The sequence below is a fragment of the Burkholderia sp. Bp8963 genome, assembly GCF_003854275.1.
Taxonomy (GTDB): Bacteria; Pseudomonadota; Gammaproteobacteria; order Burkholderiales; family Burkholderiaceae; genus Burkholderia.
The window spans coordinates 20,773-43,931 of record NZ_QTQP01000022.1; the positions used below are offsets into that span (position 1 = coordinate 20,773).

Below are 23,159 nucleotides of genomic sequence, written 5' to 3' on the forward strand. Positions count from 1 at the left end.
CAGGGTCTGCTAATACAGCTGCGCAACGGCACGCTCGACATCGCTGCAACGCACCATGTGCCCGCGCTCGACCGCGATTTCACGCAATCGCCGCTGTCCTCGACCGGGTTCGTGGCCGTGATGCGCGACGGCCACCCGCTCGCGCACACGCGCCGCCTAGAGGAAATGCTCGAAGCCGGGTGGATCGTCACCGTACGCGCCAATCAGTTTCCGCACTGCGTGATGCAGACGATGTTCGTCACGCGGTTCGTCACCTGCCTGCGGCAAGCAGTCAACGAAACGCCAGGCTCAATCGTTCCTGTACTCGAAACGGTTGCGCGGATGCGGTGGCGCCGCCGTTCGGTCCGGCTGGCGGCTATCGGGGCATCTCCTAGGCGCACCACCGGTATTTTGTCTTGATAATCTCCGCACGTCGCGCGCCCCCATCGGGCAGGCGAAACGGACAGTCCGACGCGAAGCCGCGCCGGGCCGAAGGCATACGGCGCGGCACAACCGCGCACCCATCGAACAAAATGAGGAGTCACCTGGTGAAAAAGATTCTTGCGGCTGTGACCGTCGCCCTGCTCGCCGTATCGGCCGGCAGCGCGTACGCGAAGGACTGGACGACCGTGCGTTTCGGCGTCGACGCAAGCTACCCGCCTTTCGAATCGAAAGGTACGGATGGCAAGGTCATCGGCTTTGACGTCGACCTGGGCAACGAAATCTGCCGCCGCATGAACGCGAAGTGCGTGTGGATCGAGAACGACTTCGACGGCATGATCCCCGCACTGAAGGCGCGCAAGTTCGACGGCGTGCTGTCGTCGATGTCGATGACGCCGGCGCGTGAAGAGCAGATCGCGTTCTCGACGAAGCTGTTCAACACGCCGACGCGACTCGTCGAGAAGAAAGGCGCGAACCTGATGCCGACCGAAGCGTCGGTGAAGGGCAAGCGCATCGGCGTCGAGCAGGGCACGATCCAGGAGACCTACGCGAAGGTCCACTGGGCACCGGCCGGCGCGACGGTCGTGCCGTACCAGAACCAGGACCAGGTGTACGCCGACCTGATCGCGGGCCGTCTCGACGGCGCGCTGCAGGACGCGGTGCAGGCCGACATCGGCTTCCTGAAGACGCCGCGCGGCGCGGGCTTCCAGTTCGCGGGCGGCGACATCGACGATCCGAAGACGCTCGGCAACGGCGCCGGCATCGGCCTGCGCAAGGAAGACACCGACCTGAAGGCGAAGATCGACAAGGCGATTGGCGACATGCGCAAGGACGGCACGTACGACAAGATCGCGAAGAAGTACTTCGACTTCGACGTCTACGGCAAGTAAGCGGCAAACAAGCGCGCGGGTTCCGCGCACGCAGACGGGCTCCTCGCGGAGCCCGTTTTTTTATGCGCGCGCGCAATGAAACGTGCGGCACGCACCCGCGCGCACGCTGATTTTTTTCGCGTCAACTGAATGATTTTCAACGGAAAAAACGGTGTTCCGGAGCCCGTTTGATGGGTTCGCGGAAGGCAACGTACAATCGATCTTCCACGCACACCGGATCATTCGCGGCTGCGCCGCACTCTTCTCATCATGCAAACGCAGACCCATCCGCTGATTTCCCCCGCCGTCGGCACCGAACGCCAGATCACGAGCTTCCACTACGGCCCGCGCGGCGGCAAGAAGATCTACATCCAGTCGTCGCTGCACGCCGACGAACTGCCCGGCATGCTGGTCGCCACGCTGCTGCGCCGCAAGCTCGCGGCGCTCGAGGCGGCCGGCAAGCTGCGCGGGGAAGTCGTCATCGTGCCGGTGCCGAACCCGATCGGGCTGTCGCAGCATGTGTTCGGCGACCACCTCGGCCGCTTCGAGCTCGGCTCGATGCAGAACTTCAACCGCAATTTCTACGATCTCGCGGCGCTCGTGCTGCCGCGCATCGAAACCCGCCTGACCGACGACGCCGAGCGCAACGTCGCGATCGTGCGCGCGGCGATGCGCGAAGCGCTCGACGAGCAGGCACCGCGCACCGAGCTCGAATCGCAGCGCCTCGCGCTGCAGAAGCTGTCGTACGACGCCGACGTGGTGCTCGACCTGCATTGCGACAACGATGCGGTAATGCACCTGTATACGAACCCCGACCTGTGGCAAGACGTCGAGCCGCTCGCGCGCTACCTCGACGCGCAGGCGTCGCTGCTCGCGCTGAATTCGGTCGGCAACCCGTTCGACGAGATCCACAGCTTCTGCTGGTCGGATCTGCGCGAGCGCTTCAACGGGCGCTTCCCGATTCCGAACGGCGCGATCTCGGTCACGATCGAGCTGCGCAGCGAGCGCGACGTGTCGTACGAATTCGCGGAAAAGGATTCGCAGGCGATCGTCGAATACCTGACCGTCCGCGGTGTGGTCGACGGCACGCCCGCACCGCTGCCGCCGCTCGCGTATCCGGCGACGCCGCTCGCGGGCACCGATCCGCTCGTCGCGCCGATGTCGGGCGTGATCGTGTTCCGCATGCCGGTCGGCGCGTGGATCGAGGCCGGCGATGAGGTGGTCGACATCGTCGATCCGCTGGCCGATCGCGTCGTCACGCTGAAGAGCAGCGTGTCGGGCGTGATGTATGCGCGCCAGGTCGTGCGCTTCGCGACGGCCGGCATGGAAGTCGCGCGCATCGCCGGCGCGACGCCGTTCCGCACCGGTTCGCTGCTGACGGCCTGAGCGTTCAGAACGCCGGCACGATTGCGCCGCCGAACTTCGCGTTGATGAACTGGCGCACGTCGTCCGACTCGTAGGCCGCGACGAGCTTCTTCACCCACGGCTTGTCCCGGTCCTGCGCACGCACCGCGATCAGGTTCGCGTACGGGCCTTTCAGATCCTCGATCGCGATCGCATCCTTCACCGGCGTGAGCCCTGCCTTCACTGCGTAGTCGGTGTTGATCGACGCGGCGTCGACGTCGGGCAGCGCGCGCGGCAGTTGCGCGGCGTCGAGCTCGACGAGCTTGATCTTCTTCGGGTTCTCGGCGACGTCGAGCGGCGTCGCGTTGACGCCGTTCGTGCCGACGCCCGGCTTCAGCCTGATCACGCCGTATTTCTGCAGCAGCAGCAGCGCGCGGTTGCCGTTCGACGGATCGTTCTGGATGCCGACCTTCGCGCCGACCGGCAAGTCCTTGAGCGACTTGAGCTTTTTCGAATAGAAGCCCATCGGCGACGTGTAGGTCAGGCCGACGTTGACGATCCTGTAGCCGCGCTGCTTGATCTGGCTGTCGAGAAACGGCTGGTGCTGGAAGCCGTTCGCATCGAGATCGCCCGCGTCGAGCGCCGCATTCGGCTGCACGTAGTCGTTGAATTCGATGACCTTGATCGCAAGGCCGTCGCGCGCGGCCACCTTCGTCACCTCGGCCCAGATCTGCGCGTCGGGGCCGCTCATCGTGCCGATCTTCAGGGCTTGCGATTCCGCGTGCGCGCCGGGCGCCGCGAATGTCAGGGCCGCGCCGAGCGCGGCAAGGCCGGTCAACCAGATCGAGCGTCGCATGGGGTGTCCTCTGTTCGTGTCGTTGTAAGAGTGCGCATCGTCCCACGGGGCCCGGCCGGCACCAACCAAGCTTATTTCATGTGCAAATTCCCGAACGGAATCAAACAACAGACGAATTCGGCATAACCGCCGCGCGTGCAAGCGGGCATGATTAAGTGTCGCATCGGCACCACACTGCATCTATATGACAAGAGCTGTCACATTCATTACGTGCCCCGCCGATAAAGTTGCGGCCGGTCCGCAAGAGCGCCGTCAGAGCGCCGGAACCGCAACTGGACACGCAATTTACTCGCTCGGAGAATCCTTTGAACAAGAAACTGTTGACCGCAGCCATTCTGGCAGCGACGGCTAGCGCCGCTCACGCACAAAGCAGCGTCACGCTGTACGGCCTGATCGACGCAGGTATCAGCTATGTGAATCACAGCACCAAAACCGCGAGTGCCGCGGGCAGCAAGCTGTTCAAGTTCGACGACGGCATTGCGCAAGGCAGCCGCTGGGGCCTGCGTGGCACGGAAGACCTGGGCGGCGGCCTGAAGGCGATCTTCGTGCTCGAAAACGGCTTCAACGTCGGCACCGGCGCAGCGGGCCAGGGCGGCGCGATGTTCGGCCGTCAGGCATACGTCGGCCTGAGCACGGATCAATTCGGCACGGTGACGTTCGGCCGCCAGTACTCGTTCTCGACCGACGTCCTCGGCGCGAACTACTCGACCGGTGGCAACACGGTCGCAGGCAACTACGCGTACCACGCCAACGACGTCGACCAGCTCACGTCGAGCCGCATCAACAACGCGGTGAAGTTCCAGAGCGTGAACTACGCCGGCTTCACGTTCGGCGCGATGTACGGCTTCTCGAACTCGACCGACTTCGCGGGCGCGCCGACGACGGCGACGAACCCGTCGTCGCGTGCGTACAGCTTCGGCCTGAACTACGCAAACGGCCCGTTCGCACTCGGCGCCGCGTACACGGACATCCGCTTCCCGGGCAGCTCGTCGCCGGCCTTCTCGACGACGTTCGCGAACGTCACCACGGGCAACGTCAGCGACCTGCGCACCTACGGCGTCGGCGGCCGTTACATCTGGGGCCCGGCAACGGCATGGGCGCTCTGGACGCGCACGCAGTTCAAGACGGTCTCCGGTGCGGGCGGCACGTTCTACAACGCGTATGAAGCAGGCGTCAAATACGCATTCACGCCGGCCCTGTCGGCTGCTGCGGGCTACACGTACACGAACGCAACGCAAAACGGCGGCTCGGCTCACTGGAACCAGGGCGACCTCGCGCTCGACTACGCACTCAGCAAGCGTACCGACGTGTACGGCCTCGTGATCTACCAAAAGGCCTCGGGCAACAACGTTCAGGCGCAGATCGGTTCGAGCGCGTCGAGCTACTTCGGTACGTCGGGCACCGGCTCGTCGAACCAGATCGCTGCTCGCGTCGGTATCCGTCACAAGTTCTAAAGCATTCGCTTAACACGCGGATCACGACGGCATAAGCGCCCCGCCTCCAGGCGGGGCGCTTTTTTATGCACTTTTAAGTTTCGCTTAATTCTGGGCTGAGACGATGCACTCACCCCCCCTGTTGGCCGCCTGAGCATCGGCGGCTTTTTTTTTGAAAGCGGTGGCGCAGCCGCCGTCCAACCCAAGGACAGGATCGGAGGCCATGATGATCGAAGATACCGTTTTCAGCCATCTGCACACGATTCTGACGCGCCGGCACTCGCTGCCCGTCCAGAGCTGTCGCGTGTCAGTCGAAATGCAGCGCCCGTGGGGGCGCCCGTACCGGCTCGTCGAATGGACGATGCATATGGACGCGCCCGCGCGGCGCCAGATCGTGCCGGCCGACGCGACCGACGAGCAAATCGCCGAAGTGGTCGCGTCGCACGTGCCGGGACGCCTGTACGGCGACGGCCGGCTGCAGTTCTGAAACCCCGTCATTCCGGCCATTTCCGCCCGTTCGGCACGCCCGTCCGTTCCGCCCGTCTGTCCCTCACTTACGCGTGCGGCACTCGGTCTCGTTCGACGCGGCAATGAAGTCTGTTACGCTGCGCGTTTTCGTCCACGCAACACACGATGGAAAACGCTTTCAACGAACGAGGCGTGACGGTCACGCGCAACGGCCTGTCGGCCGCCGGGCAAATCTTTTCACTGCGTGACATTCGCGATGTCGATGTCGTCACGGTCCCGAAGAACATTCTCCTCCCGTCGCTGATTTCGCTGATCGGCGCCGTCGCGACCGCCGTGGGCGGAATGGTCGGATCGAGCGCCACACTTGTCGTCGGCGTGATGCTGGTGGTGGTCGGCTACCTCGCGTGGACGACGCAGGACGTCACGTACCGGCTCATCGTCGAGATGCCCGACGGCAGGCGCGAAGCGCTGTCGAGCATCGATGCGGAATTCGTCGAGCGGGTGGCGCAGGTCGTGCGCGATGCGCAGGCGAGCGCCGCGGCCGGCTGAGTTTCCTCGCGTCAATTCCCTTTTTGCCGTTCGTCCTGCGGGCCAGGGAGCCTGCTGGATGCGTGCGCTCGCGCAAACGCGCGCTTCTCCGCTTCTCCGCTTCTCGCCGGGCCACGGCGTCGACGATCGCGACGTTCGCGCGGCAACCGCCTAGTATGAAAAGACCGGCGCCCGGCGCCACATCGTTCGAAGAGGTCGGCATGAACGTCCAATCGCTGTCCGGCGTGCTCCGCGCGCAGGAATTGCTGCTCGTCTCGATGATCCGTGCGCTGCCCCCCGACGCACGCCGTGCGCTCGGCGAAATCTACGCCGAGCAGATCGCGTTCGCGGAAGACGCCAATCTCGAGGTCCGCGGCGAGCGCGACATGCACGATGCGTTCATTGCGCACGCGCGCAATCTGCTGATCCGCCTCGAATCGCTGTCGTAACGCGCCGCGTCTGCGCGGCGCGACGTGATGACGCCCGCGCATATCGAGCGTTGCTATGGATTCGCAACAACGAGGGTCGAAACCGGCGACCGTCAATGCTCGACATCGGCCACCCCAAACGTCCGCATCTTCCAGCCCAACTGCACCGCGAGCATCCGCATCGTGAAGCCGGCAGCGAGCGCGACCACCGTCGCGACACCCGCATCGACGCCGAGATGCTGCAAGCCGACATAAAGCGTGCCCGTGCAGAACGCGACGCTCGCATACAGCTCCTCGCGCAGGATCAGCGGCATTTCGTTGCACAGCAGGTCGCGCAGCATCCCGCCGCACACGCCGGTGATCGCGCCCGCCAGCACGATGATGATCGGCGCGCTGCCGGTCTTCGCGCCGATGTCGCAGCCGATGATCGTGAACGCCGCGAGGCCGACCGCGTCGACGGTGACGAACAGCGTCTTCATCCGCGCGAGACGGCGTGCCGCCCACGATGCGAAGGTCGCCGCGGCGAGCGTGATGACCAGATACTCGGGATGCGCGATCCAGCCGAGCGGATAGTGGCCGAGCAGCACGTCGCGCACGGTGCCGCCGCCGAGCGCCGTCACCGCGCCGACGAGCGCGAGGCCGAAGCGGTCCATCCCGCGCCGCATCCCCATCAGCGCCCCCGACATCGCTTCGGCAACGATCGCGATCAGATAAAGCGTATGCATGTCGCCGTGCCTCAGTCTTCGGTTCGAAACAGGTCGAGCACAGGTTCGGGTGGCGGGGAAGCGGTGGCGTCGATCATGTCGGGTTCCTTCTGCGATGCCGCGACGGCATGGCGCGCGACACGCCGCCATCCATCGCGAAAGGCGCGCATTGTCGAAGGGATGCCCGGAATCCGGAACATTCTTTAGCCAATGTTTGGCTGGCTGAATTTTATTTAGGAACGGCGTGCGAGCGCATTGGCAACCGTGCGGATCAACCCGTCGGCGAGCGCATTGCACGACGGCTGCCGATGCTGCTTCGGTGGGTGCGACAGCGGCACGTTGCCGCTGTCGGTCCGGTCGATGGAAAGATCAGGCCTCGGCCTGGTGGCAAACCACTTCGATGTCGTGCCCGTCCGGACCGATGACAAAGACCGCATAGTCGTTCGCGTGGTAGTCCGGGCGCGTGCCGGGCGCACCATTGTCTTTGCCACCCGCATCCAGCGCCGCGCGATGGAAAGCGTCGACCCGCTGGCGATTCTCGGCCGTGAACGCCAGGTGAAGATGCGCCGGCTTGCACCGGCGGGCCTGTCCAGCGAACACGCAATGCGCGCGGCTCAGCGCGGCGCGTTCAGCGTCAGGTTCATGTGACGGTTCACGTCCTTGTACAGCAGGTAGCGGAAGCGGCCGGGGCCACCCGAGTAGCACGCCTGCGGGCAGAACGCGCGCAGCCACATGAAGTCGCCCGCTTCGACCTCGACCCAGTCCTGGTTCAGGCGGTAGACGGCCTTGCCTTCGAGCACGTACAGGCCGTGCTCCATCACGTGCGTTTCCGCGAACGGGATCACGCCGCCCGGCTGGAACGTCACGATGTTCACGTGCATGTCGTGGCGCATGTCGCTCATGTCGACGAAGCGCGTCGTCACCCAGGCGCCGTCGGTGCCCGGCATCGGAATCGGTTCGATATCCTGCTCGTTGGTCACGAACGCTTCCGGCAGCGGCACGCCGTCGACCGCCTGATAGCGCTTGCGGATCCAGTGGAACCGCGCGGCGGCGTCGCTGACGTTGTGCAGCGCCCACACCGCGCCCGGCGGAATGAACGCGTAGCCGCCCGGCTGCAGCTCATGCTTCGTGCCTTGCAGCGTCAGCTCCACCTCGCCTTCGACGACGAACAGCACGCCTTCGGCTTCCTTGTCCTGCTCCGGCTTGTCGCTGCCGCCGCCAGCGCTGACTTCGACGATGTACTGCGAGAAGGTCTCCGCGAATCCCGACAGCGGACGCGCGAGCACCCACAGGCGCGTGTTCGTCCAGAACGGCAGGTGGCTCGTCACGATGTCGCGCAGCACGCCCTTCGGAATGACCGCGTACGCTTCGGTGAACATCGCGCGATCGGTCAGCAGATCCGTCTGCGGCGGGTGGCCGCCATGCGGCGCGTAATACGTTGTCTTAGACATAGGCATCCAGGCAATGGGTTGGTCCGGTCCCGGCGCACTCGATGTCCGGGGCGCGCATGCTACGCGGGCAACGTTGACGATATCGGAGTCGGTCGCGATTCACCAATTAAATGTCGCGATGGATTGCATTCGTTTTCGCACTACCCGTGACGCGCGGAACGGTGTGCGGAAAGAGGGAGAAGGATGCAGCGAGGCAGCAAGACAGCGATACGCATCGACGCGCATCGCGACGACGATCGCGCGATCAGGACACACGCGCATCGCGTGCGGATCGGGAGAGATTCAGGGGATCGGGTACAGCGAGGAAACTTGCGTTGCCCGGCGGACGCGAGCGGCTCGAGCCGCCCGGCCGGGTCTTGAGCGTGGCCGCCGTGTACGGCAGTGCGCAAGTCGCGCACTGCTCGCGTCGGCGTGTCACGCGGGGACGATCAGTCCCAGTCGCGGTGATGGTGATGGCGATGGTGACGGCGATAGCCGCGGTCATCGTCGCCGCCATACGAGTTGCGCGACAGGTTGCCGCCCAGTGCCGCGCCCGCGCCGCCGCCGACGGCCGCGCCGAGGAGGCCGCCCGTGCGGCCGCCCATCGCGTTGCCCGCCGCGGTGCCTGCACCGCCGCCGAGCGCGCCGCCGATGATCGCGCCCGTGCGCTCGTGACGGTTCGCGGTGACCGCGCCGCCAGCGCCACCGCCAATCGCGCCGCCGATCACCGAGCCGGTGCGTCCGCCGACCGCGCCGCCGACCGCCGCGCCGGCTACGCCGCCGAGCGCGCCGCCAAGCGCGTTGTTCAAGTCGCTAGCTGCCGCCGGCAGCGCAGTCGCGCCAGCAAGAGCGGCGACGACGAGAGTGGGAGCGATCTTCTTCCACATGCCCGTATTCTTCCTTGTTCGCAATCTGGTTATCGAGGGTTCGCTCTGGTATGACGATTCGTGTCGACCGGCCCGTTCGATGCATTGTGCGGAGGGTCGGACGAATTCATTTCAATGAGCTTGCGGCGAAGAATAGCACCGGTCCCCAACGCTTGCCCCGAACATTCTGGTAACAAGTTGTGTGCCGATCGGAAAGGCTTACCGCATGCTTCGTGCCCGGGCTGGAAGCCCCTGTCGGCGCGGGTTTCCGCGCGCATCGACACGGGTTCCGTCCCTCTGAAATCCCCCTTTGCGGCGTTGTGCGAACGCAACCGGCGGCCTCGATCGGCACATCGCGCGCGATGTCGTCCGGCGGCTCGCGATGTCGCCCAGCGGCAGGCACACGCTGTCGCGCATGCCGCTGCGCCGGTGCGCAAAGGGGTCAGTAGACGCCGGGAATCAGCCGCCACGTCCGCGCGAAATACGCGTCGTATTCGGCGCCGAAATGCGAGCGCAGCAGCGCCTCTTCGGAACGGATGCGCGCGACGAGCGGCACGAGGCTCAGCACCGTCAGCAGCACACCGACGCCCGAGCGAAACGCGAGCGACCAGCCGAGCGCATTGACGAGCAGGCCGAGATAGCTCGGGTTGCGGATGTGGCGGTAGATGCCGCCCGTCACCAGCGTGTGGCCGGGCTGGATCGCGACGAGCCCGCTGAAGCGGCGGCCCAGCACGAACACGGGCCACATCCGCAGCGCGCCGCCGGCGCAGTACAGCACGACGCCGATCCAGCGCAGCGTATCGCCGTCGAACGTCCAGAACCCGAGCCGATCCGTGTACGCGGGCAGGAACGCGGACGCGAAGCCGATCACGGCAAACACCGCGAGCACCCAGCGGTTGTCGCGCGCCTCCCGGTCGCCGGCACTCAGGTTCCCGCTGCTGAACAGCGCGACGACAGTCATCGCGAGCGTGGCGATCGCAACGACCGTCAGCGGCGGATGCGAGAAGAACGCGGCAAACCCGCCGCTGCCGACGATCGCGAGCCCCAGATAGACGAACGTAGCCGCGATCGACAGGATCGCGACCTTCGGCGTGAGCGTCATGGCTGCCTCGGTTGAATGCGCGCTTTCCGCAGAAGTATAGGACGCGGGGCCAATGCCGCATGCGGGCGCGCGGCCGAGGACAGGATGGGAAAAGACGCCCGACGCGTGCCGCCTCATGTGATGCGGCGGCACGTCCCCGGCGAGGGCGGGTATCGGGGCAATGCGTCAGCGGACGTGGAACACGCCGCCGATGCCGATGCTGACCGGCGGCGCATAGTACGCCGGCGCATAGCCATAGTAGGCCGGCGCCGGCGCGTAGCCGTAAGGCGGCGCAACGACGCAGCCGCACAGGCCGCTGATCAGGGCGAGCGTAACGAGAAGTCTGGACATGGGCTGGTTCCCGGCGCGAAAGACGCATGACACTTTGCGAAAGCCGCCTCGCGATGACGCGAGACGCACCCGATACGAAAGGGTCAGTCCGCCCTCCACATATCACTCGATGAATCGATGCATCGAGTGTAGCGGCCAGGCCCCCGCGCCGAGTTTCGGGGGACGTTACACGTGTTACCTGCTGTGACCGCTGAAACAATGCGGCCGGCCCGGTCACAGCCGCCCGGCGCGCCGCCGCGTGCGCGCCTGCCTGCGGGACAACGTTGCGCGCCAGGCTCCGTTACACGGTTACACGAACTGCTCGCGGATGCGCTTCGCGATCGATTCGAGGGTCGCCGCATCGGCGACATCGCGCGCGTGCATTCGCAACGCGACGTCCTCCCAGCGCGGAATCACGTGGAAGTGCACGTGCGCGACCGTCTGGCCGGCCGCGCGGCCGTTGAACTGTCCGATGAACATGCCGTCCGGCTTCAGCGCGCCGCGCACCGCGGCCGCGACGCGCTGCGTCATCCGGATGCACGACGCGGCGGATTCGGCGGACAGGTCGAAGATTTCCGCCGCGGCTTCCTTCGGGATCACGAGCACGTGCCCGTCCGCCTGCGGCATCAGGTCCATGATCGCGAGCGTGGTGTCGTCCTCCGCGACCTTGATGCACGGCAGTTCGCCGCGAAGGATTTTTGCGAACGGGTTGTTGTTGTCGTAGGACATGGCAGTTTCCGAAAAACGATGGCTGGGAGATCGGTCGAGTCCGGACGATTATCAGCCGACGGCGGCACGGATTTCAACCTGTCAGGCGGTGCAGGCCGCGCCGCAAACAATCGATGTCGGTTCGCATGCAATGCGCGTAAACAGATGGAATAACCGCATGCTGCAAGCCGTTTACTGCAAGCGTCGGTTCACGCCGTCACGCCGCGAACCGGCGTCGGACACCCGTTGTCTGCGCTGGCCGGCAGCCGGGTTGATTTCTCTTGATCGTCAAAAGGAGTCAACGATGAACCCTCTCCCTTCGTGTGCTTCCCCCGACCCTCCCGCTGCCAGCCTGCCGGCCTTCGCACGCACCTCGCATGCGCTCGCGCGCGTGCTGCGGCGCGCGGCCTGCGGCGCGGGCCTCGTCGCGCTGTCGTCGACCGTCGCCTGGGCCGGCGGCGAAACGATCCTGCCGCCGACGGCCGTGATCGCATCGACGGTGCCCGCCAACGGCGACGTGAATCCGTACGGCATCGCCTTCGTCCCGCCCGGCGTGCCGACATGGAGCGCGCTGAAACCGGGTGACGTCATCGTGTCGAACTTCAACAACAGCGCAAACCTGCAAGGCACCGGCACGACGATCGTGAAGCTGTCGCCCGACAACTCGCCGACACTCTTCTTCCAAGGCCAGAACCTGGGCCTCACGACCGCGCTCACGGTGCTGCGCAATGGCTTCGTGCTGGTCGGCAACGTGCCGACGCCGGACGGCAAGACCATCAACGGGCCGGGCTCGCTGCTCGTCATCAATCCGCAAGGCGGCCTCGTCAAACAACTGATTGACGCCACGCTGCTCGACGGGCCGTGGGACATGACCGTGATCGATCGCGGCCAGCACGTGACCGCGTTCGTATCGAACGTGCTGAACGGCACGGTGTCGCGGATCGAACTGGTGTTCGACAACAACAACGGCGTCACGATGCTGCAGCCGCCAACCTCGCGCATCATCGCGTCGGGCTATACGATCCGGCCTGATCCCAGTGCGCTAGTGGTCGGCCCAACCGGGCTCGCGTACGACCCGAACAGCGACGTCCTTTATGTCGCCTCCACGGGCGACAACGCGGTGTTCGCGATCCAGAACGCCGCGTCGACCACCCGAAATGCCGGCGTCGGCAGGCTGATCTATTTCGACAAGAAGCACCTGCATGGCCCGCTTGCGCTGGCGCTCGCACCGAACGGCCATCTCGTGACCGCCAACGGCGACGCGGTCAATGCTGACGCGGCGCAGCCGAGCGAAATCGTCGAATTCACGGTGGACGGCCGCTTCATCGCGCAGATGCAGGTCGACATCGTGCCGGGCGCGGCCTTCGGCCTCGCATTCGGGCGAGACATCAACGGCCAGCCGCAGTTCGCGGCCGTCAACGACAATACGAACACCGCGACCGTCTGGACGCTGCGTCTGGACAGCAACAACAACAGCCAGTGACGCGGTGAACGTGCGGGCTCCGCGCACGTCGTATCGCGCGGGCTGCCCATTCTTCGGATACAGGCGATGCGCGCAGCGGCAACGACGCGTATCGCCTGGCCGGCCTTCGGCACCGCCGTCGGCCGTTCAATCTCGCCTGCCGGCACGACATCGGTAGCACGCAGCCCACCACGCGCTCCGCGACGTTGACACATTTGCTTCGCGCGCGGCGGGCAGCATGACCGCGACCGGCCCCGGCCTACCGCGGCATTACGCATGCGCGATTGCCAGCGCGCGCCGGAACCTGCGACACTGCCGGTTCGTTTCCCGACGGCCGACAACCGAGGACGCTCGCGCATGACGACACCCTACAGGAAGCTGATGCTGCGCGGCGCCGCGCTCGTGCTGGCTGCCGCCCTCGGCTACGTCGGTCATACGTTGTCGCGTCTCGCGCCGATCGCGACCGGCTATGCGGCGAAGGCGCTGTGCTCGGGCGTGTTCGTATCGGGCCGCCCGGCGGCGTCGGTGATCGACGTCGACATCATGGCCGGCGTCCACCCGCTGCTCAAGCTCGTTCATCCGTCGCTCGATGCCGAACACCGTCGCGCACGCGCCACCTTCGTCGGCTTCGCCGAGCGCGAAGCCGAGTTCCGGCCGGGGCTCGGCTGCACGCTCGCGCTCGGGCCGTCGGCAAGCGCGCTGCCGGCCGCCGGCGAAACCGCGTCCGATCCGCCGTCTGTGCAGTCGGTGCAGTCCGCGCCGATCACGCCGATGGTGCCAACCGTACCGCCCGCCGGCGTCGACACGCGCAAACTGCAGGCGGCGATCGCCAGCGCATTCGACGAGCCCGATCCCGCCCGGCCGCGCCGCACGCGTGCAGTCGTCGTGCTGTATCGCGGGCAACTGATCGCCGAGCGCTATGCGCCCGGGTTTTCGGCCGACATGCCGCTGCCCGGTTGGTCGATGACCAAGACCGTGACCGCCACGCTGATCGGCATGCTCGTCGCGCAGCACAAGCTCGCGCCGGATAGCTCGGCGCTGCTGCCCGAATGGCGCGGCAGCGGCGATCCGCGCGCGCGGATCACGCTCGACGAACTGCTGCGCATGACGAGCGGCCTGAAGTTCAACGAGGACTATGACGACCCGCTGTCCGACGTCGCCGTGATGCTGTTCACGCAGCCCGATACGGCCCGGTTCGCGTCGGCCAAGCCGCTGGCGGCAACGCCGGGCACGCGCTGGCACTACTCGAGCGGCACGAGTGCGATCCTCGCGCGCGTGATGCGCGACGTGATCGGCGGGACCGAAGCCGACTATCTCGCATTCCCCCACCGCGCGCTGTTCGCCCCGCTCGGGATGCGCGACAGTATCTTCGAGCCCGATCCGGCCGGCACGCTCGAAAGCGCGTCGTTCATGTATGCGAGCGCGCACGACTGGGCGCGGTTCGGGCAATTCCTGCTGCAGGGCGGCGTGTGGGACGGCAAGCGACTGCTGCCCGAAGGCTGGGTGGGCTACCTGACGCGCGCGACGCCACAGGCGCCGCGGAAGGATTTCGGCGCGCATCTGTGGGTGAAGGTGCCGGAGCCGTTCAACGACACCGATCCGCATGCGCCGGCGCTGCCGGCCGACGCATTCCACGCGGTCGGGCACGAAGGCCAGTTCGTCAGCGTGGTGCCGAGCCGGCAGCTCGTCGTCGTGCGGCTCGGGCTATCGCGGCCGGAATCCGCGTGGAATCACGAAGCGTTCCTGACGCGCGTGCTCGCCGCGATTCCCGCGCACCGCGAATGAAGGCCGGGGCGAGCCGACACGTGCCGACACGCCCCGACACGCAAGGGCGCGCGCCGGCGACGGCCTGCGCCGCGACCATCACGGCTGCTGGCTGCCGCAGTACGCTTCGAATCCCGGACGCGCGGCAAGACGTTCGAGATACTGTGACACGGCCGGCAAATCCGGATGCTCGAACGGCGTACCGGCCCAGCGATTCACCGACAGGCCGATCGGCACGTCGGCCAGCGTGAAGTGGTCGCCGGCGACGAATGCGCCGGTCGCTTCGAGCTGCGCGTTCAGCACGCGCATGTGCTTGGTCCAGTTGGCGATCGAGCGCGCGATCGCGTCGGGGTTCTGAAAGTCCGGCGACTTTCTCACGAGGCCCTGAAACGCGGGAACCCACGAACGGTTCAGGTCCGAGCCCTGCCAGTCGATCCATTGATCGATCCGCGCGCGCGTCTGCGGGTCGGCCGGATAGAGCGCGTCGCCGCCGTAACGGTTCGCGAGATAGCGGATGATCGTGTTCGACTCCCAGAGCACGAAATCGCCATCCTTGATGACCGGCACGAGGCCGTTGGGATTCAGCGCGAGATAGGTCGGATCGTCGGTCGACCTGAACCCCGCGCCCCAGTCTTCGCGTTCGAACGGGATGTTCAGTTCGGCGCACACCCACAGCACCTTGCGCACGTTGATGGACGGAATCTTGCCGAGAATCTGCACCATGCTGGCTCCTTGTGAAGTCGGGTACGGCTATCCCGGAATGGCCTGATTATCCCGGATTCCGTTCCGCCGAATCCATCGACAATCTCGTCGAAAGCAAAAAGCCGGGAGGAGGCCCGGACGCGGCGGATCATCGGTGCGTCAGATCGCGCAGCGCCTGTTCGGCCGTCGAGAACCGGAACGCAAAGCCGTCTTGCTGCAGACGGGCCGGAATCACGTGCTGCCCGTCCAGCAGCAGCGCGGCCATTTCGCCCATCGCGCAGCGCAACGGCGCGGCAGGCAAGTGAAACCACACCGGACGCCGCAGCACACTCGCTGCAACGCGCACGAATTCGCGCTGGTCTTGCGGCGCCCAGACCAGCAGACCCGCGAGCAGCCATCCCCACACGGCGCGCTTTCGCAATCGGTTGCCGAGGTGTACCAGCGCGAGCATCCATACCGCTGCAGATGGCAGCGTGGCGCCGATCAGCGATATCCACCATATCTGCTGGGCCCGCGCCTGAGCGGGCGCCGTTCCGGCCCAGAAATGCTGCTCGATGCCGTGGTGGTAGGTGTCGAACAGCGGCGACCCGGCAAGCCACGGAAGGGCCGCACCCACGATCAGGTGCACGACGGCCGCGCCATACATCCAGCAGACCACCCGGCGACGCGCATCGTCGTGCGACGGCTGATCCGCCGCACGCGCCTGCGCATGCATGCCGGCCTGGTGCCCGGACTCCGGGCGCGGCCTGCCGATGCCACACGCTTTTCCGTCGCATGCCGGTTCGGAGCGTAAACCCGGCAAGCGCGAAAGCGCATATCGGTTGCGTGCAAAGGTGCGATACAACGCCGCCGACACATCGCGCAAGCCGGGCACCCGAAGCGGCCAGACGAGCCAGCCGCGCCCGACCAGCGTATACGCGGCCAGCACGCTGTCGATGCCGGTCAGCACGCGGCCGTCACGCAGGCGGCCGTGCAACTCGCGATTCAGTGCGGCCATGTCGACACCCAGCGACGCGGGATCGAAGCCCGGCTCGGCGATATCCACGAAAGCCAGCCCGTGTCGCGTATTCCACTTTTCGAGGCGCTGCATTTGCGCGACGCAGAGCGGGCAATTGCCATCGAAATACAACACCAGTGCAGCCTGCTTCATCATTTGGACTCCTTTGTGTCGTCGTGTCGATATCCGGGAATTTTCCGGATCTTCATCAAATGCTTCGGGCAGGCGCTCAGCCGATTCGCGCCGCTCAAATCGGCTTCAGCACCATCAGGAAGTAGACGAGCAGCATCGCGACAAAGGCGGGATAGCCGAGCAATTCCCACGTCTTCGCGTACTGCCAGTACTTCTCGGGCAACTCGATCGCGCCGTTCGTATGCGCGTGCCCCGCGATCGCGGCCAGTTCGATCTGCAGCCACACGACCGGCATCCAGCAGGCGCCTGCGAACAGATACAGGCCCAGCGACGCGACGAGCCACGGCGTGTGCCACGGCCAGCCTGCCATGTGCGCGAGCCACAGTCCCGACGCCGGCTGGAAGATCACCGCGGGCGTCGTGAACCACCAGTCCGCGCGCACCACGAGGCGCGACACGGCGGCGATCGCCGGCACCGAGCGCGTGCGGTTCGCGAAGAACAGGTAGAACGCGGTACCGAAGCCCGTGCCGACCAGCAGCACCGACGACAGGATGTGCAACGCCTTGACGACGAGATAGATGTTCACGGACGCACCTCTTCGCTGAACAGGATCACCAGGATCGCGAGGATCGGCAGGTTCTTGAGCACCGGCCCGAACGGCTCGGCCAGCAGGTCGGGCATCGCGACGGCGATGATCGCGGAATACACGGCGATCAGCGCGATCTGCGCAGCCCACAGCCGGCGGCCGGGCGCGGCGACGGTCGCGATGCCGAACGCGAAATCGAGCGCACAGGCCGCGTACAGCGCAACGTACGCGAGCACGCCAGTCACGTGGGCGTGCGCGAGCAGCGCGAGACTGTCGGACAGCGGATGGACGAATGCGCTCGCCAGCGCCGTCCAGATCCAGACGATCGCGAGCGCGCCCGTCAGCAGCGGACGCCGCCAGGTCGCGAGCGCTTCGTCGCGCAACGCCGCCGCGTCCGCGCCGATGAACGTGCGGAGGCCGCGCGGCGGCCGGCCGAGCGCCGCGGTCGACGCGCCGGCTTCGCCAGTGTTGCCGGCGCGCAGCATCGTCCACGTGTCGCGCGTGAGCATCGCCCCGGGAATCCGGTCGAACAACGCCGCCGCCGCGGCGAGCAGCGCGCCCGGCAGACTGACGCGCGCCGCGGGCGGAAGCCCCATCGCGCGCCGGTAAGTCGCGAGCATCTCGCGATACTCGACTTCGTCCGCACCGACCAGCTCGACGATCCGCCCGCACGCGGCGGACCGATCGATCAGCCGCACGACGAGCTCGGCCAGATCGTCGACGTGCACGGGCCGCAGCAACTGGCGGCCGCCGGCCGGCAGCACGTGCACCGGCACGCTCGCGAGCATCCGGAAGAAGCGCGCGGACGCGCCCGTCGCGCCGTATACGAGCGCCGGCCGCACGATCCGGAAATCGATCGGCAGCGTCTGCAGGTATGTGTCGGCGGCGAGCTTGCTCGCGAAGTACGCGGTGTCGCCGCGCTCGACGCCCAACGCGGAAATCTGGACGACCTGCCGGACACTGGCATCACGGCATGCGTCGAACAGCGCGCACGGCGCCGCGCGGTGCACGGCGTCGAACGTCACACCGCGCCGTTCGGTCAGGATCCCCACCGCATTGACCACCGCGTCGACACCGTCGAGCCGCGCGCGCCACTGTTCGGGCCGCACGTCGCGCACATAGTCGATCGCGATCTCGCCGGGCCCCGCCGCGCGGCGCACGCCGCGCACCACGCGATGGCCGCCGACCTCGAGACGTGCGCACAGCGCTCGCCCGATGAACCCGTTTGCGCCGCAGACCAGGATGTTCATGCCGACACCTCCGCCGCACGCGCCGGCTGTGCATCGCGCGGCAGATAGCACGCAATGGAGAGCCCGATCGCGATCGGGGCCGTGAGCTGGAACATCAGCAGCGCGGTTGCATTCATTTTTATCCTCTATTTACAGTTATTTCTGTATAAACAGAAATTCACACCCCAAAAAAAGCGGGCTGCGTGCCCGCACGACCTGCTTACTTCGACGACTTGCGCCTGACGGTCTGGCTGATCTTCGCGCCGATGCCGAGCGCCTTCATCAACGTGTCCGGCTTGAGCCGCAACATCTCGTCCGACCACGTCGTGAGCGTCTCGACGAACTGCAGCGTGTCGCGGATCCGCTGCTCGGTCTCACGGCTCTCGTCAGCGATCTCGGGGCTCGCGAGGCAATCTCGCAGCACGTCGAGCGTCGGCTCGATCTCGCGCTGGCGGCGCCCTTCGACGATCAGCTTGAACAGCTCCCAGATGTCGGTCGACGTCTCGAAGTGATCGCGCCGGTCGCCCATTACGTGCACCACCTTCGCGAGCCGCCACGCCTGCAGCTCCTTCAGGCTCGTGCTGACGTTCGAGCGCGCGACGTTGAGCGTCTCCGCGATCTCGTCGGCGGCAACCGGCCGGCCGAGCAGGTACAGCAGCGCGTGAATCTGCGCGACAGTGCGGTTGACGCCCCAGCGGGAGCCCATCTCGCCCCAGTGGAGAATGAATCGTTCGGCAATCGGTGTGAGTTCCATGTCGCGAAATTTAGGTCTTTCAGTTATTTCTGTCAAGAGAGAAATAACCGGCGGCGGGCTGGCGGCCCACTGCGACCGCATCAGGCCATTCACGAATGGACAGCGCATGCCGATTCCGATGACATCCGAAGCGTAAGCAGCATGCGGCCCCGTCCCGTCCGGCGGACCCGGCGCGCCGGGCCGCCCGCGAGCCCGCAAGCGCCGCCGTTCGCAAGCGAAGATCCGTCCCCGGCTGCGCCGCGGCCACCGCTGCGACCACCGCCGCGATCGCCCTCGCGCCGCCGCGCCGGCCGCCGCTTCCTTTACAATGCGCGAACTTTGCCGTTTCCAGGCCTTCCGCTTTTACACAAGAGGTTTCCATGATCATCAAACCGCGCGTGCGTGGCTTCATCTGCGTGACGACGCATCCCGTCGGCTGCGAAGCCAACGTCAAGGAACAGATCGACTACGTGACTTCGCACGGCCCGATCGCCAACGGCCCGAAAAAGGTGCTCGTGATCGGCGCATCGACCGGCTACGGCCTCGCCGCCCGGATCACCGCCGCGTTCGGCTCCGGCGCGGACACGCTCGGCGTGTTCTTCGAGCGCCCCGGCACCGCAACGAAGCCCGGCACGGCCGGCTGGTACAACAGCGCCGCGTTCGAGAAGTTCGCGACCGCGAAGGGCCTGTATGCCCGCAGCATCAACGGCGACGCGTTCTCCGACGCGGTCAAGCAAGCCACGATCGATGCGATCAAGCGCGACCTCGGCAAGGTCGACCTCGTCGTCTACAGCCTTGCCGCGCCGCGCCGCACGCACCCGCGCACGGGCGAGGTGATCAGCTCGACGCTGAAGCCGATCGGCAAGTCGGTCAGCTTCCGCGGCATCGACACCGACAAGGAAGTGATCCGCGAAACCGCGCTCGAGCCGGCAACGCAGGAAGAGATCGACGGCACCGTCGCGGTGATGGGCGGCGAAGACTGGCAGATGTGGATCGACGCGCTGCATGAAGCCGGCGTGCTGGCCGACGGCGCGAAGACGACCGCGTTCACGTATCTCGGCGAGCAGATCACGCACGACATCTACTGGAACGGCTCGATCGGCGAGGCGAAGAAGGACCTCGACAAGAAGGTGCTCGCGATTCGCGAACAGCTGGCCAGCCTCGGTGGCGATGCGCGCGTATCGGTGCTGAAGGCAGTCGTCACGCAGGCAAGCTCGGCAATCCCGATGATGCCGCTCTACCTGTCGCTGCTGTTCAAGGTGATGAAGGAAAAAGGCACGCACGAAGGCTGCATCGAGCAGGTCTACGGGCTGGTCAAGGACAGCCTGTACGGTGCGCAGCCGCACGTGGACGACGAAGGCCGCCTGCGCGCGGACTACAAGGAACTCGATCCGGACGTGCAGTCGCGCGTCGTGAAGCTGTGGAACCAGGTCGACGACGCGAACCTGTACGAGCTGACCGATTTCGCCGGCTACAAGACGGAATTCCTGCGTCTGTTCGGCTTCGCGATCGCCGGCGTCGACTACGATGCCGACGTGAACCCGGACGTGCCGATTCCCGGCATCACCGACCTGACGGCCTGAGCGCCACGCGGCGCTCGACACCCGTCGTGCACCGCATTGCGCACGACGGGCCGCCACCTGGGCGCGTCGTGCGGCTCGTCATACGGCGCGTCACGCGGCACCGTCAGTGTGCCGCGGGTTCCTGCAAATACACGCCTTCCGACAGCCCCTGCTTTACCTGCCGGCTGAATTCGTCGGTGGCGACCTCCTCCGCGCCCGCCTCGATCGCGTCGTAGGCCAGACGCACGACGTCGGCCGGAGATGCCTTCGGCACGTCCAGATCCCGCGCGAGATCGGTGTCGATGAACCCGGCATGCAGCCCGATCACCTGCGTATGCTGCTCGCGCAGCGAATGGCGCAACCCGTTGGTCACCGCCCACGCGGCGGATTTGGACACGCCGTAGCTCGACAGGAACGGCCGGTTGATCCAGCTCGCGACCGACAGCACGTTCAGCATGGCGCCGCCGCCGTGGTTGCGCAGAGTGTCCGCGAACGCGCGGGCCATCGCCAGCACCCCGAACACGTTGGTTTCGAAATGCTCGCGCAGCGCGACGACCCCGTCCACATCGACCAGGCTGCCGGCGCGCGCGATGCCCGCGTTGTTGATGAGCAGCGTAACGTCGCGGCATGCGTCGGCCGCCGCCGCGACGCCCGCGGGATCGGTGACGTCGAGCTTCACGGGCACGACGCCCGGCAGCGTCACGCTGGCCGGATCGCGCGCGCCCGCATAGACCTTCTTCGCGCCTCTGGCGAGGGCCTCTTTCGCGAACTGCAGGCCAAGCCCGCGGTTCGCACCCGTGACAAACACGACAGCGCCTTCGATCTTCATGGTCTTTCCTTGTAGCGTCGTTGAACCGCACGCACGCCGGCACGCGACGGGCGTGACATCCGGTGGAAACGAAGTTGCGATGAATACCGATACGTCGCGCGGCGCAGCGGCAAGCCGCCGTTCCTGGCGCCGGGCTTGCCGGCCCCGCGCTCGCGCCCCAAAAGACTGCGGTCGCCGGACATCAGGCACCGCCGCCGATGCTTCGCGGTTCGCGCGAAGTCGGCTACACTCGATGTCAATGTCGATCACCATTGTCTTTGCGGCGCATTGTGTCAGCGGGCTTCGGTCATGTCAATGGTGATCGACATTGTGAATTTCAGCGAACGTGATCTCAGAAAAAGGGAGTGATCGATGGGCGTATCGAGGCAGCAGGCGGCCGAGAACCGCAGCGCGATCGTCGCGGCGGCCGAGCGACTGTTCCGGGCGCGCGGCGTCGACGCGGTCGGGCTGACGGAACTGATGAAGGAAGCCGGTTTTACGCAAGGCGGCTTCTACAACCACTTCAAGTCGAAGGATGCGCTGGTGGCCGCCGTGATGGACAAGGCGATGCAGGATCGCGCCGATTCGCCGGCGGGCGGCGCGCTGACGTCGACGATCACGCGCTACCTGTCCGCCGAGCATCGCGACAACGTCGACGCCGGATGCCCGCTTGCGGGTTTCGCCGGCGACGCACCGCGGCTCGGCGCCGCCGCGCGCGAATGCTATGCGGGCGGCCTCGCCGTCTATCTCGACCGGCTCGCCGCGCAGGTGGCCGCGGATCGCCAGTCGGCGCAGGACAGCCGGCGCGACGCGCTCGCGGTGTTCAGCCAGATGGTTGGTGCGCTGTTGCTGTCGCGTGCGATCGCCGACGTCGATCCGGCGCTCGCCGACGAAATCCTCGATGCGGGCCGCGCGTCGCTCGTCGACGCGCTCGGCAGTCCGGCCGCGCCGGCGTGACGTTGCGGGCGGCTCGCATGCGCGATTGCACGGCGTGCGCACCGTCATGCTGCGCCGGCTCTCGCCTTCCGACACGCGCCAGTTCAGGTACAGCACGCCGCCCGGCTTCACGATGTCGAGCAGGCGGCTACAGGCGCCGCCGAAGCGTCGATCGGCCCCGCTACACGAGCTGCTTGTGGAAGAACGTCGTCGCGCACGGCGCGCCATCGGGCATCAGCGCGAAATTCGGCACGACGCCGACGCGCTGCCAGCCGGCGCGCTCGTAAAGCCGCTCGGCATCGCCGCCCGTCACGGTGTCGAGCACCAGCACGGTCTTGCCGGCCTCACGCGCCGTAGCGTCGACCGCCGCCATCAGGCGTGCCGCGATCCCCTGCCGCCGCGCGCGCCGGCACACCAGCATCTTCGCGACGTCCGCGCGATGCGGCTGATTCTCCGGCTGCGCGGTGACGACCTGCACGGTGCCGACGATCCGGCCGTCCGCGTCCTCCGCGACGATCAGGATGCGCTCGCCTATCGCAACGCCGTCGGCCACGCGCTTCCAGAAGTCGAGCGCCGTGGCGCGCGCGATTGGCAGCATGAAACTGACGGACGCGCCGCCTTCGACGCAATCGATGAGGACGTCGGCCAGCGCGTCGACACAGGCGAGCGCTTCGCTCGCGCTCACGCGGCGGATCACGATATCGGGTGCGGTCATGCAGGTCTCCGGCAAGCGGGTTGGTGTTGTGCGCACGATGTGTGCCGCAAGCGACTCGCACGCGATCG

Annotated in this window: 25 protein-coding genes and 2 pseudogenes; 11 read left to right on the forward strand and 16 right to left on the reverse strand. The window is 66.6% G+C overall.

Annotated features, from left to right (window positions below; genetic code table 11):
- Positions 1-9 precede the first annotated feature (9 nt).
- The 3 genes and pseudogenes from DID96_RS19470 to DID96_RS19480 form a co-directional block, all read left to right on the forward strand.
- Positions 10-237, forward strand: a pseudogene (locus DID96_RS19470) (LysR family transcriptional regulator); the annotation flags it as partial.
- A gap of 290 nt (positions 238-527) precedes the next feature.
- Complete coding sequence (locus DID96_RS19475; RefSeq protein WP_124600908.1) at positions 528-1,310, forward strand: ABC transporter substrate-binding protein; 783 nt, start codon at positions 528-530, stop codon at positions 1,308-1,310.
- A 249-nt stretch (positions 1,311-1,559) separates the two neighbouring features.
- On the forward strand, positions 1,560-2,675 hold the full coding sequence (locus tag DID96_RS19480) for a succinylglutamate desuccinylase/aspartoacylase family protein (protein ID WP_124600909.1): 1,116 nt from the start codon (positions 1,560-1,562) through the stop codon (positions 2,673-2,675).
- A gap of 4 nt (positions 2,676-2,679) precedes the next feature.
- On the opposite strand, the gene DID96_RS19485 is transcribed toward DID96_RS19480, so the two are convergent.
- Positions 2,680-3,489, reverse strand: coding sequence for a MetQ/NlpA family ABC transporter substrate-binding protein (locus DID96_RS19485; RefSeq protein WP_124600910.1), 810 nt, complete (start codon positions 3,487-3,489; stop codon positions 2,680-2,682).
- Between the two features lie 305 nt (positions 3,490-3,794).
- On the opposite strand from DID96_RS19485, the gene DID96_RS19490 reads away from it, so the two are divergent.
- The 4 genes from DID96_RS19490 to DID96_RS19505 all read left to right on the forward strand — a co-directional run bounded on the left by DID96_RS19490 (position 3,795) and on the right by DID96_RS19505 (position 6,367).
- Positions 3,795-4,943: a porin gene (locus DID96_RS19490; RefSeq protein WP_124600911.1), complete on the forward strand. Its 1,149-nt coding sequence runs from the start codon at positions 3,795-3,797 to the stop codon at positions 4,941-4,943.
- A 205-nt stretch (positions 4,944-5,148) separates the two neighbouring features.
- Positions 5,149-5,409, forward strand: coding sequence for a DUF2866 domain-containing protein (locus DID96_RS19495; protein ID WP_124600981.1), 261 nt, complete (start codon positions 5,149-5,151; stop codon positions 5,407-5,409).
- Positions 5,410-5,555: 146 nt separating this feature from the next.
- Complete coding sequence (locus DID96_RS19500; RefSeq protein ID WP_124600912.1) at positions 5,556-5,939, forward strand: DUF6232 family protein; 384 nt, start codon at positions 5,556-5,558, stop codon at positions 5,937-5,939.
- Positions 5,940-6,139: 200 nt separating this feature from the next.
- Positions 6,140-6,367, forward strand: a complete 228-nt coding sequence (locus tag DID96_RS19505; RefSeq protein WP_124600913.1) for a hypothetical protein — start codon at positions 6,140-6,142, stop codon at positions 6,365-6,367.
- A gap of 92 nt (positions 6,368-6,459) precedes the next feature.
- Here DID96_RS19505 and DID96_RS19510 read toward each other — a convergent pair whose 3' ends face one another.
- From DID96_RS19510 to DID96_RS19535, 8 genes and pseudogenes are all read right to left on the reverse strand, one after another.
- Positions 6,460-7,071, reverse strand: coding sequence for a trimeric intracellular cation channel family protein (locus tag DID96_RS19510; protein ID WP_124600914.1), 612 nt, complete (start codon positions 7,069-7,071; stop codon positions 6,460-6,462).
- An 11-nt stretch (positions 7,072-7,082) separates the two neighbouring features.
- A complete protein-coding gene (locus tag DID96_RS38350; protein WP_185732300.1) occupies positions 7,083-7,250 on the reverse strand; it encodes a hypothetical protein in 168 nt (55 codons plus the stop codon).
- Between the two features lie 169 nt (positions 7,251-7,419).
- A pseudogene (locus tag DID96_RS38955) lies at positions 7,420-7,623 on the reverse strand (VOC family protein); the annotation flags it as partial.
- A gap of 41 nt (positions 7,624-7,664) precedes the next feature.
- Positions 7,665-8,501, reverse strand: a complete 837-nt coding sequence (locus DID96_RS19520) for a bifunctional allantoicase/(S)-ureidoglycine aminohydrolase (protein WP_124600915.1) — start codon at positions 8,499-8,501, stop codon at positions 7,665-7,667.
- Positions 8,502-8,929: 428 nt separating this feature from the next.
- On the reverse strand, positions 8,930-9,367 hold the full coding sequence (locus DID96_RS19525) for a hypothetical protein (RefSeq protein WP_124600916.1): 438 nt from the start codon (positions 9,365-9,367) through the stop codon (positions 8,930-8,932).
- Positions 9,368-9,788: 421 nt separating this feature from the next.
- Complete coding sequence (locus DID96_RS19530; RefSeq protein WP_124600917.1) at positions 9,789-10,448, reverse strand: isoprenylcysteine carboxylmethyltransferase family protein; 660 nt, start codon at positions 10,446-10,448, stop codon at positions 9,789-9,791.
- Between the two features lie 165 nt (positions 10,449-10,613).
- Complete coding sequence (locus DID96_RS38360; RefSeq protein WP_185732302.1) at positions 10,614-10,778, reverse strand: hypothetical protein; 165 nt, start codon at positions 10,776-10,778, stop codon at positions 10,614-10,616.
- Positions 10,779-11,066: 288 nt separating this feature from the next.
- On the reverse strand, positions 11,067-11,486 hold the full coding sequence (locus DID96_RS19535) for an HIT family protein (RefSeq protein ID WP_124600918.1): 420 nt from the start codon (positions 11,484-11,486) through the stop codon (positions 11,067-11,069).
- Between the two features lie 283 nt (positions 11,487-11,769).
- Between DID96_RS19535 and DID96_RS19540 the strand changes: the two genes are divergently transcribed.
- Both DID96_RS19540 and DID96_RS19545 read left to right on the forward strand, forming a co-directional pair.
- Positions 11,770-12,948 carry a YncE family protein gene (locus DID96_RS19540; protein WP_260463946.1) on the forward strand — a complete coding sequence of 393 codons (1,179 nt, stop codon included), beginning with the start codon at positions 11,770-11,772 and terminating at the stop codon, positions 12,946-12,948.
- A gap of 336 nt (positions 12,949-13,284) precedes the next feature.
- Positions 13,285-14,712 carry a serine hydrolase gene (locus DID96_RS19545; RefSeq protein WP_124600919.1) on the forward strand — a complete coding sequence of 476 codons (1,428 nt, stop codon included), beginning with the start codon at positions 13,285-13,287 and terminating at the stop codon, positions 14,710-14,712.
- Positions 14,713-14,790: 78 nt separating this feature from the next.
- Here DID96_RS19545 and DID96_RS19550 read toward each other — a convergent pair whose 3' ends face one another.
- The 5 genes from DID96_RS19550 to DID96_RS19570 all read right to left on the reverse strand — a co-directional run bounded on the left by DID96_RS19550 (position 14,791) and on the right by DID96_RS19570 (position 19,091).
- Positions 14,791-15,414 (reverse strand): glutathione S-transferase family protein, encoded by a 624-nt coding sequence (locus tag DID96_RS19550; RefSeq protein ID WP_124600920.1) that lies wholly within the window; start codon positions 15,412-15,414, stop codon positions 14,791-14,793.
- A 127-nt stretch (positions 15,415-15,541) separates the two neighbouring features.
- A complete protein-coding gene (locus DID96_RS19555; protein WP_124600983.1) occupies positions 15,542-16,543 on the reverse strand; it encodes a DUF393 domain-containing protein in 1,002 nt (333 codons plus the stop codon).
- A gap of 94 nt (positions 16,544-16,637) precedes the next feature.
- Positions 16,638-17,108, reverse strand: a complete 471-nt coding sequence (locus DID96_RS19560) for a DUF2269 domain-containing protein (protein WP_124600921.1) — start codon at positions 17,106-17,108, stop codon at positions 16,638-16,640.
- Positions 17,105-18,358: an SDR family oxidoreductase gene (locus DID96_RS19565; RefSeq protein ID WP_124600922.1), complete on the reverse strand. Its 1,254-nt coding sequence runs from the start codon at positions 18,356-18,358 to the stop codon at positions 17,105-17,107. The genes DID96_RS19560 and DID96_RS19565 overlap by 4 nt, the downstream gene beginning before the upstream one ends.
- Positions 18,359-18,557: 199 nt before the next feature.
- The gene (locus DID96_RS19570; RefSeq protein ID WP_026044422.1) at positions 18,558-19,091 is read right to left on the reverse strand and encodes a GbsR/MarR family transcriptional regulator; all 534 of its coding nucleotides are present in this window, start codon (positions 19,089-19,091) and stop codon (positions 18,558-18,560) included.
- 359 nt (positions 19,092-19,450) lie between these two features.
- On the opposite strand from DID96_RS19570, the gene fabV reads away from it, so the two are divergent.
- Complete coding sequence (gene fabV / locus DID96_RS19575; RefSeq protein WP_124600923.1) at positions 19,451-20,653, forward strand: enoyl-ACP reductase FabV; 1,203 nt, start codon at positions 19,451-19,453, stop codon at positions 20,651-20,653.
- Positions 20,654-20,756: 103 nt separating this feature from the next.
- On the opposite strand, the gene DID96_RS19580 is transcribed toward fabV, so the two are convergent.
- Positions 20,757-21,461 carry an SDR family oxidoreductase gene (locus tag DID96_RS19580; RefSeq protein WP_124600924.1) on the reverse strand — a complete coding sequence of 235 codons (705 nt, stop codon included), beginning with the start codon at positions 21,459-21,461 and terminating at the stop codon, positions 20,757-20,759.
- Positions 21,462-21,812: 351 nt separating this feature from the next.
- On the opposite strand from DID96_RS19580, the gene DID96_RS19585 reads away from it, so the two are divergent.
- Complete coding sequence (locus DID96_RS19585) at positions 21,813-22,397, forward strand: TetR/AcrR family transcriptional regulator (protein WP_124600925.1); 585 nt, start codon at positions 21,813-21,815, stop codon at positions 22,395-22,397.
- A gap of 160 nt (positions 22,398-22,557) precedes the next feature.
- Here the strand turns inward: DID96_RS19585 and DID96_RS19590 are convergent, their stop codons facing one another.
- Positions 22,558-23,091, reverse strand: coding sequence for a GNAT family N-acetyltransferase (locus DID96_RS19590; protein ID WP_124600926.1), 534 nt, complete (start codon positions 23,089-23,091; stop codon positions 22,558-22,560).
- Positions 23,092-23,159 lie beyond the last annotated feature (68 nt).

Coding starts and splice junctions, on each gene's coding strand:
- DID96_RS19540 (WP_260463946.1), top strand. CDS start 11,770: ATGAACCCTCTCCCTTCGTGTGCTTCCCCCGACCCTCCCGCTGCCAGC.
- DID96_RS19585 (WP_124600925.1), top strand. CDS start 21,813: ATGGGCGTATCGAGGCAGCAGGCGGCCGAGAACCGCAGCGCGATCGTC.
- DID96_RS19505 (WP_124600913.1), top strand. CDS start 6,140: ATGAACGTCCAATCGCTGTCCGGCGTGCTCCGCGCGCAGGAATTGCTG.
- DID96_RS19495 (WP_124600981.1), top strand. CDS start 5,149: ATGATCGAAGATACCGTTTTCAGCCATCTGCACACGATTCTGACGCGC.
- DID96_RS19550 (WP_124600920.1), bottom strand. CDS start 15,414: ATGGTGCAGATTCTCGGCAAGATTCCGTCCATCAACGTGCGCAAGGTG.
- DID96_RS19570 (WP_026044422.1), bottom strand. CDS start 19,091: ATGGAACTCACACCGATTGCCGAACGATTCATTCTCCACTGGGGCGAG.
- DID96_RS19530 (WP_124600917.1), bottom strand. CDS start 10,448: ATGACGCTCACGCCGAAGGTCGCGATCCTGTCGATCGCGGCTACGTTC.
- DID96_RS19590 (WP_124600926.1), bottom strand. CDS start 23,091: ATGACCGCACCCGATATCGTGATCCGCCGCGTGAGCGCGAGCGAAGCG.
- DID96_RS19485 (WP_124600910.1), bottom strand. CDS start 3,489: ATGCGACGCTCGATCTGGTTGACCGGCCTTGCCGCGCTCGGCGCGGCC.
- DID96_RS19500 (WP_124600912.1), top strand. CDS start 5,556: ATGGAAAACGCTTTCAACGAACGAGGCGTGACGGTCACGCGCAACGGC.
- DID96_RS19480 (WP_124600909.1), top strand. CDS start 1,560: ATGCAAACGCAGACCCATCCGCTGATTTCCCCCGCCGTCGGCACCGAA.
- DID96_RS19580 (WP_124600924.1), bottom strand. CDS start 21,461: ATGAAGATCGAAGGCGCTGTCGTGTTTGTCACGGGTGCGAACCGCGGG.
- DID96_RS19520 (WP_124600915.1), bottom strand. CDS start 8,501: ATGTCTAAGACAACGTATTACGCGCCGCATGGCGGCCACCCGCCGCAG.
- DID96_RS19525 (WP_124600916.1), bottom strand. CDS start 9,367: ATGTGGAAGAAGATCGCTCCCACTCTCGTCGTCGCCGCTCTTGCTGGC.
- fabV (WP_124600923.1), top strand. CDS start 19,451: ATGATCATCAAACCGCGCGTGCGTGGCTTCATCTGCGTGACGACGCAT.
- DID96_RS19565 (WP_124600922.1), bottom strand. CDS start 18,358: ATGAACATCCTGGTCTGCGGCGCAAACGGGTTCATCGGGCGAGCGCTG.
- DID96_RS19545 (WP_124600919.1), top strand. CDS start 13,285: ATGACGACACCCTACAGGAAGCTGATGCTGCGCGGCGCCGCGCTCGTG.
- DID96_RS38360 (WP_185732302.1), bottom strand. CDS start 10,778: ATGTCCAGACTTCTCGTTACGCTCGCCCTGATCAGCGGCCTGTGCGGC.
- DID96_RS19555 (WP_124600983.1), bottom strand. CDS start 16,543: ATGAAGCAGGCTGCACTGGTGTTGTATTTCGATGGCAATTGCCCGCTC.
- DID96_RS19535 (WP_124600918.1), bottom strand. CDS start 11,486: ATGTCCTACGACAACAACAACCCGTTCGCAAAAATCCTTCGCGGCGAA.
- DID96_RS19510 (WP_124600914.1), bottom strand. CDS start 7,071: ATGCATACGCTTTATCTGATCGCGATCGTTGCCGAAGCGATGTCGGGG.
- DID96_RS38350 (WP_185732300.1), bottom strand. CDS start 7,250: ATGTTCCGGATTCCGGGCATCCCTTCGACAATGCGCGCCTTTCGCGAT.